This window comes from Flavobacterium piscis, from assembly GCF_031457575.1.
GTDB classification, from domain to species: domain Bacteria; phylum Bacteroidota; class Bacteroidia; order Flavobacteriales; family Flavobacteriaceae; genus Flavobacterium; species Flavobacterium piscis_A.
Window position 1 is genome coordinate 249,974 of sequence record NZ_JAVDWQ010000007.1, and the last position, 19,801, is coordinate 269,774.

The window sequence follows — 19,801 nt, forward strand, 5'->3', positions numbered from 1 at the left end:
AATTTACAAAATTTTTATAAAAAATTGTTTTACAGAATATTACTAACCCCTGTATAGCCTAGTTCTTACAAAAAAATAATTAATTTATTTTGATGTAAATTCATACAAAAATATACTTGTAGCCTGAGAGACGTTCATGCTACTGTTTTTTCCAAACATTGTAATGTGAACTATTTGATTGGAAATCTTCAAGAGGGATTCAGAAACACCATTAATTTCATTGCCAATTATTAATGCAATTTTTTTATTTTCAGGAAGTATAACTTCTTGTAATGGCTTACTTGAATTTGTGATTTCCAAAGAAATGATTTCAAAATTATTTTGGACTAATAAATCAATCAAATCGTTTGTTTCTTCAATAATAATGTAGGGAACATGAAGATGTGTACTTCGTGAAGTTTTATTTATTTTGCGGGAATTTAAAGGAATATCTTTTCCTAAAAAGATGATTTTTTCAACACCAAATGCCTCAGATATCCTAAAGAGAGATCCTATATTTTGTTGAAAATATATGTGGTCACAAACAAGTGTTATTGGAAATGTTTTTCTCTCAAATTGGTTTTCTTCGTGAGTAAGCTGCACTTTATAAAATTAATTGGTGAAAATATAATTAATGATGTTGGCTCCCATTTTTAATGCTTTTTCCCTTACCGGGAGAGGATCATTGTTAACTTCAGCATCTTCCCAGCCATCACCTAAATCACATTCAAAAGTGTAAAGTAAAACCAACTTGTTTTCAATAAAAATGCCTAATGCCTCTGGTCTTTTTCCATCATGTTCATGAATTTTGGGTAAACCGTTAGGAAAAGGATATGGTTTTTGAAAAATGTTATGATTGGCAGGAATTTCAACTAAATTATTATTAGGAAATATTTTTTTTATTTCCTTTCGGATATATTGATCCATACCGTAATTGTCATCAATATGAAGAAAGCCTCCTGCATTTAAATAATTTCTAAGATTATTAACATCAGTATCACTAAAAACTACATTTCCGTGTCCGGTCATATGGACGAATGGGTAAGAAAGCAAATCAGGATTACCGGGTTCAACAGTAGACGGTTTTGCTTTTATTCTAGTATTAATATTGGTATTGCAAAACTTTATTAAATTTGGTAAGGAGGTTGGATTGGCATACCAATCGCCGCCTCCGCTGTACTTTAGTAAAGCAATTTCCTGAGAAAATGATGAAACGGAAACAAATAAAAACAAAAGAAAAAGCTTTTTCATAAAAATTTAAATTATCAGGAAATTTTACTTTAATAAACGTTTTTCTGTCTATTTTGATGAAGGAGAAATAACACATGTTAGGCACATACTGTTATCGAATATTGAATGTGATTGCTCCTTTGTTGAAATGACAAAAATAAATTAATTATTAATAGTTTGATTAAAAAAAACGACACTATGACAAGCTACAATTGCAGCAGTTTCAGTTCTTAAGCGAGTATTTCCCAAAGTAACCGGCTGAAAATTACTTTCTAAAGCCAGTGCAATTTCTTTTTCCGAAAAATCTCCTTCGGGACCAATTAGTATTGTGACATTTTCGTTTGGTTTCAAAATTTCTTTCAGGGATTTTTTATTGGTTTCTTCGCAATGTGCGATCAATTGTAAACCTTCATTTTTTTGTTTAATGAATTCTTTAAAAGAAACAGCTTCATTTAATTTTGGAAGATAGGTTTCATTTGATTGTTTCATTGCCGATAAAATAATTTTTTCAAAACGTTCTAAATTGATCACTTTACGTTCTGAACGATCACAGAAAACGGGTGTAATTTCCTGAATACCAATTTCGGTAGCCTTTTCTAAAAACCACTCAAAACGATCATTCATTTTAGTAGGGGCAACTGCTACATGCAAACGAAATTTTGGTTCAGCAGTTTTTTTTATTGAAAGAACCTGAACAATACATTTGTTGTCAGAAGCCAAAGTAATTTCTGTTTCAAATAAAAAACCTAAACCATTTGTTACATGTAAAATATCTGAATCTTTCTTGCGTAAAACTTTTATGATATGGCGGCTTTCTTCTTTATCAAAAGAAAAGCTTTCAGTTGTTTCATCAATATCCGGATTGTAAAATAATTGCATAATTAAAATTGAATTCGCGCTTTTGAAACCACAGCTGAGGTTTCAAAGCGACTTGATAAATATTTTTGATACCCTACAATTCCTATCATTGCTGCATTGTCTGTGGTGTATTCAAATTTTGGAATAAAGGTTTTCCATCCGTATTTGTTTTCAGTTTCTTTTAACCGGCTTCTGATTCCTGAATTAGCAGAGACTCCGCCACCAATGGCAATTTGTTTAATACCAGTCTCTCTTACCGCCAGTTTTAATTTATCCATCAAAATTTCGATGATGGTATATTGAATAGAAGCACAAATGTCATTTAGGTTTTCTTCGATGAAATTTGGATTTTCTTGCTTTTTCTTCTGAATAAAATATAAAATAGCTGTTTTTAGTCCCGAGAAACTAAAATCTAATCCGGGTACTTTGGGTTTTGTAAAAGCAAAAGCTTTCGGATTTCCTAATTGAGCATATTTATCGATTAAAGGGCCACCAGGGTAAGGAAGTCCTAATATCTTGGCACTTTTATCAAAAGCTTCCCCAACGGCATCATCAGTGGTTTCACCAATAATTTCCATATTAAAAAAGCCATTTACCTTTACAATTTGAGTATGGCCGCCACTAATGGTCAAGGCTAAAAAGGGAAATTCCGGTTTGTCAAAGCCCTCTTCATCTATAAAATGGGCCAGGATATGGGCATGCATGTGGTTTACAGCAATCAGCGGAATATTTAAAGCCAATGACAGTGATTTACTAAAAGAACTTCCTACTAACAAAGAGCCCATTAATCCAGGTCCCTGTGTAAACGCAATAGCTGTTAATTGCTCTTTTTGTACATTTGCCTTGCGTAATGCCGCATCAATGACCGGAACAATGTTTTGCTGATGTGCCCTGGAAGCCAATTCCGGAACTACACCCCCATATTGATTATGTATTAACTGATTGGCAACAACATTTGAGAGTACTTTATCGTTATGTAAAACCGCGGCAGCAGTATCATCGCAGGAACTTTCGATGGCAAGAATAAAAACCTCTGAATTTTGCATATAAAGGCACGAATTTTGAATTATCTTTGACAAATCAAAATTATTTAAATTTATTTGATTGTGTCAAGTGCCAAAATTAAAGAATTTTTATCAAAAGAGTCGCCCTTTGTCTGTCCAAAATAAATTTAATAAGAAATACTAAAAATAGAATAAGTATCAAAAGAGTAAAAAAAATAGTATCTCGTACCCTGATTGGGCTAATTTTACTTTTGTTAGCACTTGCTATCATTTTGTCCTTACCTATAGTACAAACTAAAATTGCAAAATATATTACTGAAACATTAAATACTGACTTTAAAACAGATATTAGTGTTGAGCGCGTTGCTATAAATATTTTTGGAGGCGTTAAGCTTAAAAAAGTATTAATTTTAGATCACCATAAAAAAACTTTAATATATTCAGATATTGTTACAACAGATATTTTAAGTGTAACCAGACTCCTTGATGGAGATTTAATTTTTGGAGATATTCGTCTCACCGGGTTGATATTTAATCTGAAAACCTATAAAAACGAGGATGAAAACAACATCAATAAATTTATTAGCTTGTTTGAATCAGGACAACCTTCCAAATCTAAAAAGCATTTTTTACTAACGGCAAAAAACGCCTATATTTCTAAAGGCACTTTTTCTGTAATTGAAGAAAATAAAGCAAATCCAAAGCTTCTGGACTTAAAAAATTTTAACGCTTATATCAGTGATTTTAAAATATACGGATCTAATATAAATACCAATATTCACAGGTTTTCATTTTTAGATCACAGAGGGTTATATGTGTCTAATCTGGCCTCTAAATTTAGTTATACCAAAAAACAAATCAAACTTGAAAATTTAGCCGTTACAACAAAAAGATCAAACATTTACGGAAAAGCTATTTTAAATTATAATGTTAAGGATTTTTTAGGTTTTACAGATAAAGTAAGATTTGATGTAGCATTAGATTCTGCTTCCCTGGCTTCAAATGATATTCGCTATTTCTATTCAGGTTTAGGAAAAAACCTCCATTTTAAAGTAAAAACCAAAATCGATGGTACCCTGAATAATCTTTATTTAAGAAAGCTTAGATTAAGTGATACCAATGGAACCAGAATAATAGGAACAATAAATTTCAGAAACCTGTTAGGTAAAGAAGATCAAAAGTTTTCTATGGATGGAAAATTTGAAAGACTGACTTCCAGTTATGATAATCTGGTTGCTTTATTGCCGGAAGTTTTTGGAAAAAAATTGCCTGAAGAATTAAAAAGAATTGGAAGATTTACTATAGTTGGAAAAACGAAAGTTTCAACCACTGCTTTAGAAACTGACTTCAAAATGACAACAGATTTAGGAAATGGTGAAGTCAATTTAAATATGAACAATATTGATTTTATTGATAAAGCATCCTATTCCGGAAATGTTGTTTTAGATAACTTTAATATTGGAGCTTTACTGGACAGGAAAGATATTGGAAAAACAACTCTGGATTTAGATATTGACGGTGTTGGTTTTTCAAAAAAGTATCTGAATACAGTTATAAAAGGGGATATTTCTAAATTTGATTATAATAACTACACTTATAATAGTATTATAGTAAACGGTAATTTTAAACTACCTTATTATAAAGGGCAACTTTCTGTAAATGACCCTAATTTAAGCTTGACTTTTGACGGACTGGTTGATTTGAGCAACCGTGAAAATAAATATGATTTTCATTTGAATGTTGAAAATGCAGATTTAAAAAAACTTAAAATAGTTAATGATTCAATTTCTTTTTTTAAAGGAGATGCTGTTGTATCCGTAACGGGAAATTCTATAGAAAATCTTCAGGGAAATATTTATATAAAAGATGCAGTATATCAAAATAAAAAAGAAACTTACATCTTTGATGAGCTAAATGTAAATTCCAGTTTTGATGAAGACAGACTGCGCACAATAACCGTTAACTCTACTGATGTTGTAAATGGTAAGATAGTGGGTAAATTCCAGTTTGCCCAGTTAGACAAACTGGTTAGGAATTCTGTAGGAAGTCTTTACACTAATTATAAACCTCATAAAGTTAAAAAAGGACAATTTCTACGATTCAATTTTCGTGTTTACAACAAAGTTGTTGATATGTTATATCCAGATATAAAAATTGATTCGAGCACTGTTGTGCGCGGAAAAATCGATTCGGATCAAAATGAATTTAAATTCAGGTTTAATTCACGAAAAATAACGGCTTCCAAAAATACCTTTGATAATGTAAGGGTTAATATTGACAATAAAAACCCATTATATAATGCCTTTGTAGAATTAGACAGTATTAAGACTCCTTATTATAAAGTCCGTGATTTTAGTTTGATCAACGTTACATCAAAAGATACCCTATTTGTCAGATCAGAGTTTAAAGGAGGAGATCAGGGAGAAGATTATTTTAATTTGAATCTATATCATACAATAGATAAAAACAAAAATAATATCGTTGGAATTCATAAATCTGAAATGAAATTTAAAGACTATTTATGGTTTTTAAATGAAAACGAAGAGAAAGATAATCAAATTGTTTTTGATAAAGATTTTAAGAATTTTACAGTTGATAACATCATATTATCTCATGAAAATCAGAAAATTGATTTGAATGGTGTCATAAAAGGATCCGACTATAAAGATATTGTACTGAATTTTGAAGATGTGGATATTAATAAAATTACTCCTCTCAATAAAAAGTTTGTCGTCAACGGAAACTTAAACGGTAATATAAATTACAAACAGAACAAGGATGTTTTTCAGCCTACGGCTACTATTGAAATTGATCATCTCAATTTGAATAAGATAGAATTAGGAACATTAAAATTTGATATTTCCGGAGATGAAAGCTTTAAAAAGTTTACAGTCAATTCATCTATTGAAAAAGGGTTTTCTGAATCATTTAAGGCGGAAGGAAGTTTTGTAATTCAAAACAAAGAAACTTTCTTAGATCTTAATTTAAAACTTGATGGTTTCAATTTAGCTACTTTGGGAACTATTGGCGGCAACGTTTTATCTAATATAAGAGGAAATGTGTCCGGAAATGCTGCTGTAGTTGGGAATCTTAAAAAACCGGAAATTAATGGAAGGTTATATGTAGAGAAAACAGGAATGACTGTTACCTATCTCAATACAGATTACGAATTAAGTGATCGTACGGTTATAGATTTAAGTAATGAAAAGTTTTTATTCAGAAACAATCAATTAACAGATACAAAATTTGGAACCAAAGGTTTGTTAAATGGCAGTATTGAACACAATAATTTTGCCGATTGGAAACTGGATTTAAAAATAACCTCAAAGCGTTTACTGGCACTTGATACAAAAGACAGCGATGATGCCGCTTATTACGGAACGGCTTTTATAAATGGTACGGCAAGTATAAAAGGCCCTACTGAAGGTTTGTTTATTAAAGTAGACGCAAAATCTGAAAAAGGTACTGAAATAAAAATACCTATTAATAATGTAGAAAGTGTAGGCGAGAAAAGTTTTATCCATTTTGTAACACCAAAAGAAAAATACAATTTAGCCAATGGTATTGTCGAAAGGACAAAAAACTATAATGGTCTTGAACTTGAATTTGATTTTGATATTACACCGGATGCTGAGGTTGAAGTAATTTTGGACAGAAGCTCCGGTCATGGTATGAAAGGAAAAGGGCACGGATCGCTATTATTTAAGATCAATACTCTGGGTAAGTTTAATATGTGGGGGGATTTTCAGGCTTATGAGGGAACTTACAACTTTAAATATGGCGGATTAATCGATAAAAAATTTGCTGTTAGAAAAGGAGGTTCAATCGTGTGGGAAGGCAATCCTATGCGGGCTCAGCTAAATTTAGAAGCTGTATATAGAACAGTAGCAAATCCTGCTGTTTTATTAGAAAATTCATCTTTTAATAAAAAGGTTCCAGTAGAAGTAGTTATTGGTTTAAGGGGGGATTTAGCTAGTCCGGAGCCTAATTTTGATATAGAGTTTCCGTCTGTCAGCAGCGTTTTAAAATCTGAAATTCAATATAAATTAGATGACAAAGATATTCGTCAAAGACAAGCTTTGTATTTATTGTCAACAGGTTCATTTATGAGTGTAGATGGTTTTAACCAAAGCGATTTGTCTGGAACTCTTGTAGAAACGGCTTCCAGTTTATTAGGAGATATTATCAAATCGGATAGTGATAAATTTAATGTAGGATTAAATTATATATCTGCAGACAGAAGAATAGGACAGGAGGCTGATGGTCAGTTTGTAGCCACAGTTTCATCACAAATTAATGAACGTATTACAATTAATGGAAAAGTCGGGGTTCCGGTTGGCGGAATAAATGAATCAGCTATTGTTGGGGATATAGAAGTGCAATATCGTATAAATGAAGACGGGACTGCTAATTTGCGATTATTCAATAAGGAAAATGATATCAGTTATGTTGGCCAGGGAATTGGCTATACTCAGGGAGTTGGTATCACCTATGAAGTAGACTTTGATACTTTTAGCGAATTGGTTAATAAAATATTTAAAAATCACAAATTAGAACGCACTCTTAAAAATTCTTCGGATGATTTTCAGGATTCTATTTTAAATCCTGATTATATTAATTTTTCTAACAAAAAAGAGTCAGAAAAGAAAAAGAATTCAGATAAAAAAGAAGAAGAAAAAAAACAGCAGAATACTAATCAGGGATTAATACCTGATGATGACTATTAAAATAAATATAAAAGAAACCATTTTAAAAATGGTTTTTTTTATATTTATTGTTTTTCCATGAAAGCATTTCTCGTTTTGCATATTTTTCTAACACTTCATTTGTGTATTGTTAATATTGTGGATTTAATTAAAAAAAGCGCCTTTTATTATTTTAAATGAATTTTTTCCATAGTAAAAACTTATTAACGAAAACGTTTGCATTTAACATATTTAATTAATTTATTATAATCATAGCCTAAAAAGTGGTGAATGTTTGCTAATTTTACACTTTAATACTTAAATAATGTCAAAAACAATAAAAAAAGTAGGTGTTCTTACCTCGGGAGGAGATTCGCCAGGAATGAATGCTGCAATACGTTCGGTTGTTAGGACATGCGCTTATCATAATATAGAATGTATAGGGATTTACAGAGGTTACCAGGGAATGATTGAAGGCGACTTCAAAGAAATGGGACCCAGGAGTGTCAATAATATTGTAAACAAAGGCGGAACGATTTTAAAATCGGCACGTTCATCTGAGTTTAGAACTCCGGAAGGCAGAAAAAGAGCTCATGATAACCTTGTTAAACATGGAGTTGATGCTCTTGTAGTTATTGGAGGAGATGGAAGTTTTACAGGAGGATTAATTTTTAATTCAGAATATGACTTTCCGGTAATGGGAATTCCGGGTACAATTGATAATGATATTTTTGGAACTAGTCATACTTTAGGATATGATACTGCCTTAAATACTGTTGTTGATTGTATAGATAAAATCAGAGATACTGCAAGTTCACATAATCGGTTATTTTTTGTGGAAGTTATGGGAAGAGATGCAGGTCATATTGCCCTTAATGCGGGAATTGGTGCCGGTGCCGAAGAAATTCTTATTCCTGAAGAAGATTTAGGCCTAGAAAGACTTTTAGATTCACTTCAGAAAAGTAAAGCTTCAGGAAAATCATCAAGTATAGTTGTTATTGCTGAAGGTGATAAAATTGGTAAAAACGTTTTCGAATTAAAGGATTATGTTGAAACTAATTTGCCTGAGTATGACGTAAGAGTTTCGGTTTTAGGCCACATGCAAAGAGGAGGTTCTCCTTCTTGTTTTGATCGTGTCCTTGCCAGCCGTTTAGGAGTAAAAGCTGTAGAGTCATTAATTGAAGGTAAATCAAATTATATGGTTGGTTTACAACAGGATAAAGTAGCTTTAACCCCATTAGAGCAAGCAATCAAAGGGAAGTCAGAGATTGACAGGGAATTATTAAGAGTATCTGATATAATGTCAACATAATAAGGAAACGAAGTTTATAGTGAGTGAAATAGACTTTAAATTAGTTAAATAAAAATAAAAGCAAAAACAAGTAAAATGTCAAAAGTAAAATTAGGAATAAACGGATTTGGACGTATTGGAAGAATCGTTTTTAGAGAATCTTTCAACAGAGATAATGTAGAAGTAGTAGCAATTAACGATTTATTAGATGTAGATCACTTAGCATACTTATTAAAATATGATTCAGTTCATGGTCGTTTCAACGGAACTGTAGAAGTAAAAGAAGGAAAACTTTATGTAAACGGAAGAAATATCCGTATTACTGCTGAAAGAAATCCAGCTGATTTAAAATGGAATGAGGTAGATGTAGATGTAGTTGCAGAATGTACAGGTATCTTCACAACTATTGAAACTGCGAATGAGCACATTAAAGGTGGTGCTAAGAAAGTAATTATTTCTGCTCCGTCTGCAGATGCACCAATGTTTGTAATGGGGGTAAACCATGAAACAGCAAAAGCTTCAGACACTGTAGTTTCTAATGCTTCATGTACTACAAACTGTTTAGCACCTTTAGCTAAAGTTATTCACGATAACTTTGGAATTGTTGAGGCTTTGATGACAACTGTTCATGCTACAACTTCAACTCAAATGACAGCTGACGGTCCTTCAAGAAAAGACTGGAGAGGCGGACGTGCTGCAAGCGTGAACATAATTCCATCTTCTACAGGTGCAGCAAAAGCTGTTGGAAAAGTTATTCCGGAATTGAATGGAAAATTAACTGGTATGTCTTTCCGTGTTCCTACTGTTGATGTTTCTGTAGTAGATTTAACTGTAAAAGTAGCCAAAGAAACTTCTTATGAAGAGATTATGGCTGCATTAAAATTAGCTTCTGAAACTACGATGAAAGGAATTATGGGATTCACTGAGGACGCTGTTGTATCTCAGGATTTTATTTCTGATAAAAGAACTTCAATCATTGATGCTACTGCAGGAATTGGTTTAAATTCTACTTTCTTCAAACTAGTATCCTGGTATGATAATGAGTATGGATACTCTAGTAAATTAATTGATTTATCTGTGCATATCGCAGGTTTAAAATAATATTTTATAATTTTAGAAAATCCCGTTATTTTGAAATAACGGGATTTTCTTATTTTGTTACACCTTTAATTAATGTAAAAATTACACTTTTAATTAAGGAAAAACTAATCCAAAAACTGAAATAAAATGAAATTAATAGTTGATAGTGGATCTACTAAAGCCGATTGGATTGCAATTGATGATAATGGAAAAGTATTGTTCACAACACAAACTTTGGGATTAAATCCTGAAATTCTCGATGGTACTGAGATTATTGAGAGATTAAATGATCGTTTTGATATTTTGCAAAATAGAAAAGAAGCTACTCATTTGTTTTTTTATGGTGCAGGTTGTGGTACTGAGAGAATGCAAACCGCGCTTTCGCAAATATTCCAGGAATATTTTGAGAACGCTATTGTTGAAGTTCATGAAGATACATATGCTGCTGTTTATGCGACTACTCCAAAAGGAGAACAGGCTATTGTAAGTATTTTAGGTACTGGATCTAACTGCAGTTATTTTGATGGAAAAGTATTGCATCAAAAGGTACAATCATTAGGTTATATTGCTATGGATGATTGTAGTGGAAATGTTTTCGGAAAAGAGTTGATCAGAAAATATTATTTTAATAAAATGCCTCAGGAATTGGCTGTTGAATTTGAAAAAGAATATAATCTGGATGCTGATTTCATCAAAAATAAATTATATAAAGAGCCAAATCCAAATGCGTATCTGGCAACTTTTGCGAAGTTTTTGATTCAGCATAAAGATTCTGATTTTTGCAGAAAAATCATTTTTAAAGGAATGAAATCTTTCGTTAAAAATTACATCAGGCAATATGACAATTGCAAAGAAGTTCCGGTACATTTCGTTGGTTCAATTGCTTTTTATCTGAAAGATGAATTACAGGAAACATTTGATAAATATGAGCTTCAGTTAGGGAATGTTTTAAGACGCCCGATTGACGGTTTGATAGCTTATCACGTTGCTAATAAATAAAATTAAGTATGGAGATTGCCATTATTGCGCATGATGTTAAAAAAGAAGATTTAATTAAGTTTTTAATTAAAAATTCAGCTATTCTAAAAAATGAAGACATAAGTCTTATAGGTACCGGCACAACCGGAGGAAAAGCGGAAGCTGCAGGTTTTAAAACCAGAAGAATGTTGTCAGGCCCTTTGGGTGGTGATGCACAAATAGCAAGCAGGGTAGCCGAAGGAAAAACAAAAATGGTTTTCTTTTTTAAGGATCCTTTGTCAAGCCATCCTCATGAAGCTGACATTAATATGTTAATCAGGGTTTGTGATGTACATAATGTACCGTTGGCAACAAACGAAGCAACGGCACAATTATTATTAAATGCTATTGCACTGCAATTATAGAAATCTCAACATTTACATTTTTTGGCAAGCATGCCACCTGAACCGTTTCACGAGCTGGAGCGGTTTTTTCATTAAAATAAGACCCGTATATTGTGTTTATAGCGCCAAAATTGTTCATGTCCATGATAAAAATAGTAGCTTTAACAACATTTTCAAAAGTCATATCTGCTGCTTCTAAAATTGCTGCAATATTTTGCATAACCTGTGATGTTTCATCATTGATATTATCGGTAACGAGTTCTCCTGAATTTGGATTTATAGCTATCTGACCTGAAGCATAAAGTGTGTTTCCGGATAAGACAGCCTGATTATATGGGCCAATAGGGGCAGGTGCTTTGTCAGTAAAAATTATTTTTTTCATAATATTGTTTTTGTATTAAAACTATCGATTAGAGACGCTTCTTTTTTCCCATTTTATGTCGCTAAGAATTCCTGATTTAATTCCAATAAAGAAATTCCAGTTAGAATACTCTCCAAAGGGTGACCAGTTAAAAGCCATTCTCCAGCTTAATAAATCCCTCTCAAAACGTAATTGTGTAAAAGTCACGCCCTTTTGTACAAAGTCATAACCTGTAGAAACTCCACCTTTCCATTTAGGGGTGATATCCATGTTGGCAGAAACCATGATGGAATTTCCGGTAATTTTACTTTCCCGGTTTACATTAGAATAAGTTAATGAATAAGCCATTGTCATGTCCCATGGTAATTTAGCATTAAAAAATTCAGATATAATATTTTCATTGTCGTCGTCATCATCAAACTGACTTTTTCGGGTGTCATTCAATTCAGTATTGGTACCAAATAAATCATCACTACGGCCTCCATTTCTTTCACTTTGCTCATTTTTGTTGTCCTTTTTATTCTTGTTTGAGAAAGAATAATTTAAAGTCATATTGGCACTCGTCATTCTAAATAAGCTTCCTCCATTATCGATGTTAAAAACATTAATTTGTTGACCCGAGTTATCAATGGCATAAGGGTTTAAGGTAGCGGCAAAATTAACGTTCATTTTGTTTTCGAACAATTGGGTTCCTCCACTTACACGAACAGGCTCAAATGCAAAAGTTGTTTCTCCGTCCGCATTAAAATTATAGCTGGTGCTAAAGTTTAAATTGTTAAGCAGCATCATTTTTTTAGGCTCGGTTTTAGTACTGTCTTTATCTGTCATTTTTGCTTCAAAAGTATTACTCAGATCAAAACCAATTATGTTAGAGTTTTGTTTCCCGGGAGCACCGTACATACTGCCTTCAAATCTTGTGTAATCTTTAATAGTAGCTCCGGAAGCATCTATGGCATAGGTATCATAATATTTTTCAAAACTGGGTGTATAGGAGTAGGAGACAGATGGACGCATTACATGGCGTATAGCTTGTATTTTTTTAGTTTCACCAAAATTAAAAGTACCATAGATTGTGGTTCCTAAACTTGAACTAAAGTTGTAGGTCCTAAAAGCATCAAAGCCATTTATGGTTTTGTCAACAACTTTGTTGATGTCCTGATCATAGTCACGTTCAATTGTTTTGGTTACCCAGGTTTCCTGGTAATTTGCTGATGTGCTGGCACTAAAATGCTTGAATATTTTAAAATTTGTACTAAGAGGGATACTGTGCTGCATACCAATCTGTGCATCTTTAAACATTTGTGGCTTAAAAAATAAAGAGTCTGTAGTAACAAAACTGTTTTTTCCGCTTAAGTTGTATTGTAAATTGACATTTTTAATCAATCCTTTTTTTACTCCATCTTTTCCAACAAAAGGATATACACGGTCTATACTTGCCTGTAAAGAAGGAAGTGTCATATTAATAACTTCTGTCTGTGTATTCTGAGAATGAGTTGCGGTCAGGGAAATCCTGGCTTGTGGTACGGTATTAAAAGTTTTATTGTATGAGATAGAAGAACTCAAAGTATTATTTAAATTTGACCCGACATTTACCTGATTAATAGACTGTTTGAAATATTTACTGCTACCCATGTTCACAGAGGCAGAAAAACTTGAATTAGGGTTGGATTTAGAATCTTTTGAATGAGACCATTGGATATTGTAAATTTTTTGTTTCGCATAATCAGGATAGCCCCGTTCACTCGAAATTAAATTCTCAAAACGCACATTCATATTCCCTCTAAATTTATATCTTTTGGCATATGAAGATTCAAATCGCATCGCATAACTACCATTTGTATAGTAATCACCAAGAGCAGTTAAGTCGTAATTATCGCTCAATGCAAAATAATATCCCCCATTTTGTAATGAAAACCCACGCGTATTTGAATCGTTGTAGCTAGGCAAGATTATACCCGAAACACTTTTCTCTGAACTCATTGGAAAATAGGCAAAAGGCAAAGCAATAGGTGTTGGAACATCGGCAATAACCATATTGGTTAAGCCTGTAATTACTTTTTTTCCCGGTATAAATTTTACTTTATTCGTCTGGAAATAATATTCAGGATTGTCAACGTCTGATGAAGTGGTAAAACGGGCACCTTTTAAAAAATAGACAGAATCATTTTCTTTTTTGGTTATGGCTGCTTTTATTTTAAATTCGCCTTGTTCAGTTCTGGAATTATAAATTAAGGCCTTTTTTGTTTTAAAATTAAAACGAATGGAGTCTGGCTGGACTTCACTTGCGCCTTGTTTAAAATTTGGGTATTGGTATAAAACACCTAATGAATCTTTTATTCGGCCAGCATATACTTCGTCTTTTTCATAATCAAGAACAATGATCCCTGATTTTAGTTCCACATCCTTATAATAGAGTTCAGCTTCGTTGTAAAGGGTAATTTTTTTGTTTTTTTGGTCAATTTTAGCGTAATCCTTGGCTACATATTTTACTTTTCCGTCTAAAAAACTTTTTTTCGGTTTAATACTATCTTTTTTTATAGTGTCAGTTACTGTTTTTGCAGTATCTTTCACAATACTTACTGGTTTATCTGTTTGTTTTACAGCTGGTAAGTTTTTTTTTGGTGTTTTTATATCTTGCGAATATAAATTACCATATCCTAGTGTTAGGAAAAATGATAATAAAACGATATTAAATAAGTTTGTATGCAAAGGTTTAAATGCTATTTTTGTAAAATTATGGCCTGTTTTTTGACATGTCAAACTTACATATAATTTTTTGTCAAAAATAATCAAATAATAAAATTATAATAGCTGCATTTTATTAAAATTAACTTTTAGATTTATGAATAAATTTAACAAAACTAGACTAATATTTAGTTTTTTTCTAACTATAATTTCATTTTGCTCATATAGTCAATCCAATGTTTTTAAAGTAACTCTTGATGCCGGGCATGGTGATCATGACTTTGGAGCAGTTTACAGTGGCAGAATTGAAAAAAATATTGCTTTGGCGATTGTTTTGAAAGTTGGTAAAATATTAGAACTTAATCCAAATGTTGATGTTATTTATACGCGAAAAACAGATGTTTTTATCGATTTGGTCGAAAGGGCTAATATTGCCAACAGGGCTAATTCAAATATTTTTGTTTCCATTCATTGTAATGCCAGCAAAAATACTGCTGCCGACGGAACCGAAACCTATGTAATGGGTTTGAGTAAAGTTGCATCGAATCTGGAAGCGGCAAAAAAAGAGAACTCTGTAATTACTCTCGAAAAAGATTATAAACGTAAGTATGAAGGTTTTGATCCAAATTCACCTGAATCAATGATTGGAATGACTTTGATGCAGGAAGAATATTTAGATAATAGTATTTCATTAGCCAGTAAAATTGAAGATAATTTTGAAAAACTGGGCAAAAAGCTAAGACAAGGGGGAGTAAAACAAGCTCCATTCATGGTACTTCATAAAGCTTATATGCCAAGAGTATTGGTTGAAACAGGTTTTATATCGAATCCTACAGAAGGAAATATTTTAAATTCTGAAGAAGGACAGGATGATGTCGCAAAAGCAATTGCACAAGCTATTTTAAGTTATAAAAGAGAATATTTTGGAAATGGTATTTCTGATATGGATGAAACTAAACCTGCAAAGGATACTTCAACACCAGTAAAACCAAAGACAACTGTACCTGGTACAGTGGTTAAGACTGCTCCAAAAGGCACTTTCTTTAAGGTTCAGCTTATCGCCAGTATCAAAAAAACACCTTTAGAACCAAAAAATTTTAAAGGATTAAAAAATATATCTATGGTTTATGAGAATAATATTTATAAATATTTCTATGAGGAGACTTCAGATTATGAAGCTGCTAAAAAGTATTTGCAAGAAGCTAAGAGTAAAGGATATGGTGCTTCATTCCTGATTGCAACTAAGGATGGTGAGAAAATCAGTATTCAGGACGCTGTTAAATAATAGCCGTAAGTTCGAATATTTATATTAATTTTGTACAAAAACCTAGAATTTTGAAACTAACAAGAGAAATTAAAACGGCTATTTTAGTCATTGCATCTATTTTATTATTTATTTGGGGCTATAGTTTTTTAAAAGGTAAAGACCTTTTTACAAATTACAAAACATTATACGTTGAATATGATAATGTTGAAGATTTAGCACAATCAGCACATGTAACCCTAAATGGACTTTCAATTGGTAAAGTAACTAAAATTACAATCAATGAAACAACTGGAAAGTTATTAGTTGAACTTCAATTAAAAACTGATTTTCCAATTTCTAAAACCAGTAAAGCGTCCTTATATTCTCCAAGTTTAATTGGTGGAAAGCAGATAAAAATTATTCCTAATCTTGCAGATAAGGATTTGGCTGTAGATGGTCAGTCCCTGGAATCAGTTGTAGAGTTAGGATTAAGGGATTCTTTAGGAGGAAAAATTGAACCTATTCAGCAAAAGCTGGAAAAAATGCTTGTCAGTATTGATGTTTTAGTTACCGGATTGAACAACGTCCTGGATAAAAAAGGTCAGGAGGATATCAAAAAAACATTGGCAAAACTGAGCGAGACTATGGAGCAGTTTCATAAAGCTTCTGGAAGTATCAATTCTATTTTAGATACTAATAAAACTCAGATAAATGGTGTTGTTACCAACTTCAATAAAATGTCAGGTAACTTCAATAAAATATCTGATTCATTGAACAAAGCCGATTTAGGAAAAACAGTTAGAAATCTAAATCAGACTCTGGCTAAAGTTGATGGTCTCATGAGTAATTTAAACTCAGGAAAAGGGACAGCCGGAAAATTATTAAATGATGATGCATTGTATAATAATTTGGCAAAAACTTCAAAAGAACTTGAATTATTATTGCAGGATGTGCGTCTGCATCCAACACGTTATGTTAATGTTTCTGTTTTTGGAAAGAAAAACAGGCCTTATGTAGCACCAACAGAAGAAGACAGTCCGACTACTAAAAAATAATAGGCATGAGTTATTTAGATAATATTTTGTTTGCGGTACTTCTCATTTTTGGTTTTGGTTTTTTTGCATCCAGTGTTAAAAAAATCATTCGAAACATCAATTTGGGTGTAGATGTAGACAGGAAAGACAATCCGAAGGCACGTTGGGTAAATATGGCAATGATTGCTCTTGGGCAGTCTAAAATGGTTAAACGGCCAGTTGCCGGAATATTACATATTGTAGTGTACGTAGGTTTTATTATCATTAATATCGAATTACTGGAAATTATCATTGACGGTTTATTTGGAACGCATAGGGTTTTTGCTGAATATTTAGGTCCTGTTTATGATGTTTTGATTGGGTCTTTTGAAATATTGGCACTATTGGTTCTGGTGGCAGTATCTGCTTTTTGGATCAGGAGAAATATTATAAGATTAAAACGTTTTATTAATTCGGATTTAAAAGGTTTTCCTAAAAGTGATGCCAATTATATCTTGTATTTTGAAATGGTTCTGATGACCTTATTTTTATTAATGAATGCTTCAGATTTGCATTTACAGAATGTCCCGGGAGGTTTTTCACATTTTATAAAAGCAGGAAGTTTTCCTGTTAGTCAGTTTATAGCGCCAATTTTCAACGGTATGTCCAATGAATTGGTTATGTTGTTGTCAGAAGCTTTTTGGTGGCTTCATATTACAGGAATTTTGATTTTTATGAATTATCTGTACTTTTCAAAACATTTGCATATTCTTTTGGCTTTCCCAAATACTTACTTTGCCAATTTGAAACCACAGGGGCAATTTGACAATCTGGAATCAGTTACTAAAGAGGTAAAATTGATGATGGATCCAAACGCAGACCCATTTGCAGCTGCTCCGGTTGACGAAAATGCTGTTCCTTCAAAATTTGGAGCAAGCGATGTTCAGGATTTAAACTGGGTCCAATTATTAAATGCTTATACCTGTACAGAATGTGGTCGTTGTACAGCTGCATGTCCGGCAAACCAAACAGGTAAAAAACTGTCTCCTCGTAAAATTATGATGGATACGAGAGATCGTTTGCAGGATGTAGGAAGAAATATTGATGCCAATAAGGGTGTTTTTGTTCCCGATAATAAAACATTATTGAATGATTATATTACACCTGAAGAATTGTGGGCTTGCACTTCATGCAATGCTTGCGTTGAAGAATGTCCGGTTAATATCAGTCCGTTGTCTATTATTATGGATATGCGCCGTTATTTGGTGATGGAACAAAGTGCTGCCCCAATGTCATTGAATGCTATGATGACAAATATTGAAAATAATGGTGCGCCTTGGCAATACAATCAACAGGACAGATTGAATTGGAAGAACGAAAATTAAGATTATGGTTTGATTGTTTATTTGTTTAATCGTTTTACCGAATTAACAATATCAAATAAACGATTAACCGAATAAACGATTAAACAAGATACAATGTCAGAAAGTTTAGTAGTACCAACAATGGCAGAAATGCTGGCCGAAGGAAAACAACCCGAAGTATTGTTTTGGGTAGGCTGTGCAGGAAGTTTTGATGATAGGGCAAAAAAAATTACAAAAGCATTTGTGCGAATATTAAATCGTACCAATGTGTCTTTTGCAGTATTGGGTACAGAAGAAAGCTGTACTGGTGATCCCGCAAAAAGAGCAGGTAATGAATTTTTGTTTCAGATGCAGGCGATGATGAACATAGAAGTTTTGAATGCCTACGAAGCTAAAAAAATTGTTACGGCTTGTCCGCATTGTTTTAATACTTTGAAAAATGAATACCCGGAATTAGGAGGACAATATGATGTAATTCATCATACGGAATTCTTAAAGTCATTGATTGACGATGGAAGATTAACTGTTGAAGGTGGGCAGTTTAAAGGAAAAAAAATCACTTTTCACGATCCTTGTTATTTAGGAAGAGCCAATAAAGTATACGAAGCACCAAGGGATTTAATTCAGAAATTGGATGTTGAATTGGTTGAAATGAAACGCTCAAAAGTAAACGGATTGTGTTGTGGAGCCGGGGGTGCACAAATGTTTAAAGATGCTGAACCAGGAAATAAAGAAGTAAATATAGAAAGAACCGAAGATGCTCTTGAAACACAGCCGGATATTATTGCAGCTGCTTGCCCGTTTTGTAATACGATGTTAACGGACGGTATTAAAAATAAGGAAAAAGAAGGACAGGTTAAAGTAATGGATATAGCAGAGCTAATTGCAAATGCGCAGGATCTTTAATCTGACGTTCTAGATGCTAAGGTTCTAAGTTTTTTAACCTGAAACCTGAAACAAAAAAATTAAAAGAAAAATTAAAATGTATATACCTTTTGAAAATTTACCTGGTGAATCCAGAATTTGGATTTATCAATCTAACAGAAAATTTTCTGAGGAAGAATTTTCTGAAATAGAAAACGATTTAAAAACCTTTATTGAAGGATGGGCTGCACACGGAACAAGTCTGGAAGCTTCATATGAATTGAAATACAACCGATTTATTATTTTGGCTGTGAATCAGGACGTGCAGGCAGCAACGGGATGTTCTATTGACAGTTCGGTTGAATTTATCCAGGGTTTAGAGAAAAAATACAACGTTGATTTATTAGACAAAATGAACGTAACTTTTAAATTAGGCGAGCATATTGCTCACAAACCATTAATCGATTTCAAGAAAATGGTTAAAGATAAATCGGTATCTGAGAATACGATTGTTTTTAATAATCTGGTAAACAATATCGAAGAATATAATGAATCGTGGGAAGTTCCTGCTGCAGACAGCTGGCATAGTCGATTTTTTTAAGAAATTTATATTAATATTTGAAAGGCATGAAATTTAGGTTTTATGTCTTTTGTTTTTAATCGTAAACAAACCCGACAGGTTCTTAAAACATAGGTGTTCGGAAGACATAAGTTCATTGAAATATTTTCATATTTTAGTTTTACAAAACTAAATCTTATGCAAAAAGGAGTTACGGTAAA

Annotated in this window: 16 protein-coding genes; 10 read left to right on the forward strand and 6 right to left on the reverse strand. The window is 32.5% G+C overall.

Features of this window, described 5'->3' with window-relative positions; genetic code table 11:
- Positions 1-84 precede the first annotated feature (84 nt).
- From J2W48_RS12410 to tsaD, 4 genes are all read right to left on the reverse strand, one after another.
- A complete protein-coding gene (locus J2W48_RS12410; RefSeq protein ID WP_310281789.1) occupies positions 85-582 on the reverse strand; it encodes a TrmH family RNA methyltransferase in 498 nt (165 codons plus the stop codon).
- A 9-nt stretch (positions 583-591) separates the two neighbouring features.
- Positions 592-1,230, reverse strand: a complete 639-nt coding sequence (locus tag J2W48_RS12415; RefSeq protein WP_310281791.1) for a DUF4159 domain-containing protein — start codon at positions 1,228-1,230, stop codon at positions 592-594.
- A gap of 141 nt (positions 1,231-1,371) precedes the next feature.
- Complete coding sequence (locus J2W48_RS12420; RefSeq protein WP_310281793.1) at positions 1,372-2,088, reverse strand: 16S rRNA (uracil(1498)-N(3))-methyltransferase; 717 nt, start codon at positions 2,086-2,088, stop codon at positions 1,372-1,374.
- 2 nt (positions 2,089-2,090) lie between these two features.
- On the reverse strand, positions 2,091-3,113 hold the full coding sequence (tsaD, locus tag J2W48_RS12425; RefSeq protein ID WP_310281795.1) for a tRNA (adenosine(37)-N6)-threonylcarbamoyltransferase complex transferase subunit TsaD: 1,023 nt from the start codon (positions 3,111-3,113) through the stop codon (positions 2,091-2,093).
- Between the two features lie 209 nt (positions 3,114-3,322).
- Between tsaD and J2W48_RS12430 the strand changes: the two genes are divergently transcribed.
- The 5 genes from J2W48_RS12430 to J2W48_RS12450 all read left to right on the forward strand — a co-directional run bounded on the left by J2W48_RS12430 (position 3,323) and on the right by J2W48_RS12450 (position 11,509).
- Entirely contained in the window at positions 3,323-7,798 is a 4,476-nt protein-coding gene (locus J2W48_RS12430) for a translocation/assembly module TamB domain-containing protein (protein ID WP_310281797.1), read from the forward strand.
- Between the two features lie 283 nt (positions 7,799-8,081).
- A complete protein-coding gene (pfkA, locus tag J2W48_RS12435; protein WP_310281800.1) occupies positions 8,082-9,068 on the forward strand; it encodes a 6-phosphofructokinase in 987 nt (328 codons plus the stop codon).
- A 75-nt stretch (positions 9,069-9,143) separates the two neighbouring features.
- Positions 9,144-10,148, forward strand: coding sequence for a type I glyceraldehyde-3-phosphate dehydrogenase (gene gap / locus J2W48_RS12440; RefSeq protein ID WP_310281802.1), 1,005 nt, complete (start codon positions 9,144-9,146; stop codon positions 10,146-10,148).
- 126 nt (positions 10,149-10,274) lie between these two features.
- Complete coding sequence (locus tag J2W48_RS12445; RefSeq protein ID WP_310281805.1) at positions 10,275-11,126, forward strand: N-acetylglucosamine kinase; 852 nt, start codon at positions 10,275-10,277, stop codon at positions 11,124-11,126.
- Positions 11,127-11,134: 8 nt separating this feature from the next.
- A complete protein-coding gene (locus tag J2W48_RS12450; RefSeq protein WP_310281806.1) occupies positions 11,135-11,509 on the forward strand; it encodes a methylglyoxal synthase in 375 nt (124 codons plus the stop codon).
- On the opposite strand, the gene J2W48_RS12455 is transcribed toward J2W48_RS12450, so the two are convergent.
- Positions 11,490-11,870: a RidA family protein gene (locus J2W48_RS12455; RefSeq protein ID WP_310281807.1), complete on the reverse strand. Its 381-nt coding sequence runs from the start codon at positions 11,868-11,870 to the stop codon at positions 11,490-11,492. The genes J2W48_RS12450 and J2W48_RS12455 overlap by 20 nt on opposite strands.
- A gap of 21 nt (positions 11,871-11,891) precedes the next feature.
- Positions 11,892-14,609 (reverse strand): putative LPS assembly protein LptD, encoded by a 2,718-nt coding sequence (locus J2W48_RS12460; protein ID WP_310281808.1) that lies wholly within the window; start codon positions 14,607-14,609, stop codon positions 11,892-11,894.
- Positions 14,610-14,691: 82 nt separating this feature from the next.
- Here J2W48_RS12460 and J2W48_RS12465 point away from each other — a divergent pair, with 82 nt between their 5' ends.
- The 5 genes from J2W48_RS12465 (at position 14,692) to J2W48_RS12485 (ending at position 19,622) form a co-directional block, all read left to right on the forward strand.
- The gene (locus J2W48_RS12465; protein ID WP_310281809.1) at positions 14,692-15,819 is read left to right on the forward strand and encodes an N-acetylmuramoyl-L-alanine amidase family protein; all 1,128 of its coding nucleotides are present in this window, start codon (positions 14,692-14,694) and stop codon (positions 15,817-15,819) included.
- A 50-nt stretch (positions 15,820-15,869) separates the two neighbouring features.
- Entirely contained in the window at positions 15,870-16,835 is a 966-nt protein-coding gene (locus tag J2W48_RS12470) for an MlaD family protein (RefSeq protein ID WP_310281810.1), read from the forward strand.
- A 5-nt stretch (positions 16,836-16,840) separates the two neighbouring features.
- The gene (locus tag J2W48_RS12475) at positions 16,841-18,178 is read left to right on the forward strand and encodes a 4Fe-4S dicluster domain-containing protein (RefSeq protein WP_310281811.1); all 1,338 of its coding nucleotides are present in this window, start codon (positions 16,841-16,843) and stop codon (positions 18,176-18,178) included.
- Between the two features lie 93 nt (positions 18,179-18,271).
- Complete coding sequence (locus J2W48_RS12480; protein WP_310281813.1) at positions 18,272-19,063, forward strand: (Fe-S)-binding protein; 792 nt, start codon at positions 18,272-18,274, stop codon at positions 19,061-19,063.
- 76 nt (positions 19,064-19,139) lie between these two features.
- On the forward strand, positions 19,140-19,622 hold the full coding sequence (locus J2W48_RS12485) for an ABC transporter ATPase (RefSeq protein ID WP_310281818.1): 483 nt from the start codon (positions 19,140-19,142) through the stop codon (positions 19,620-19,622).
- Positions 19,623-19,801: the final 179 nt, after the last annotated feature.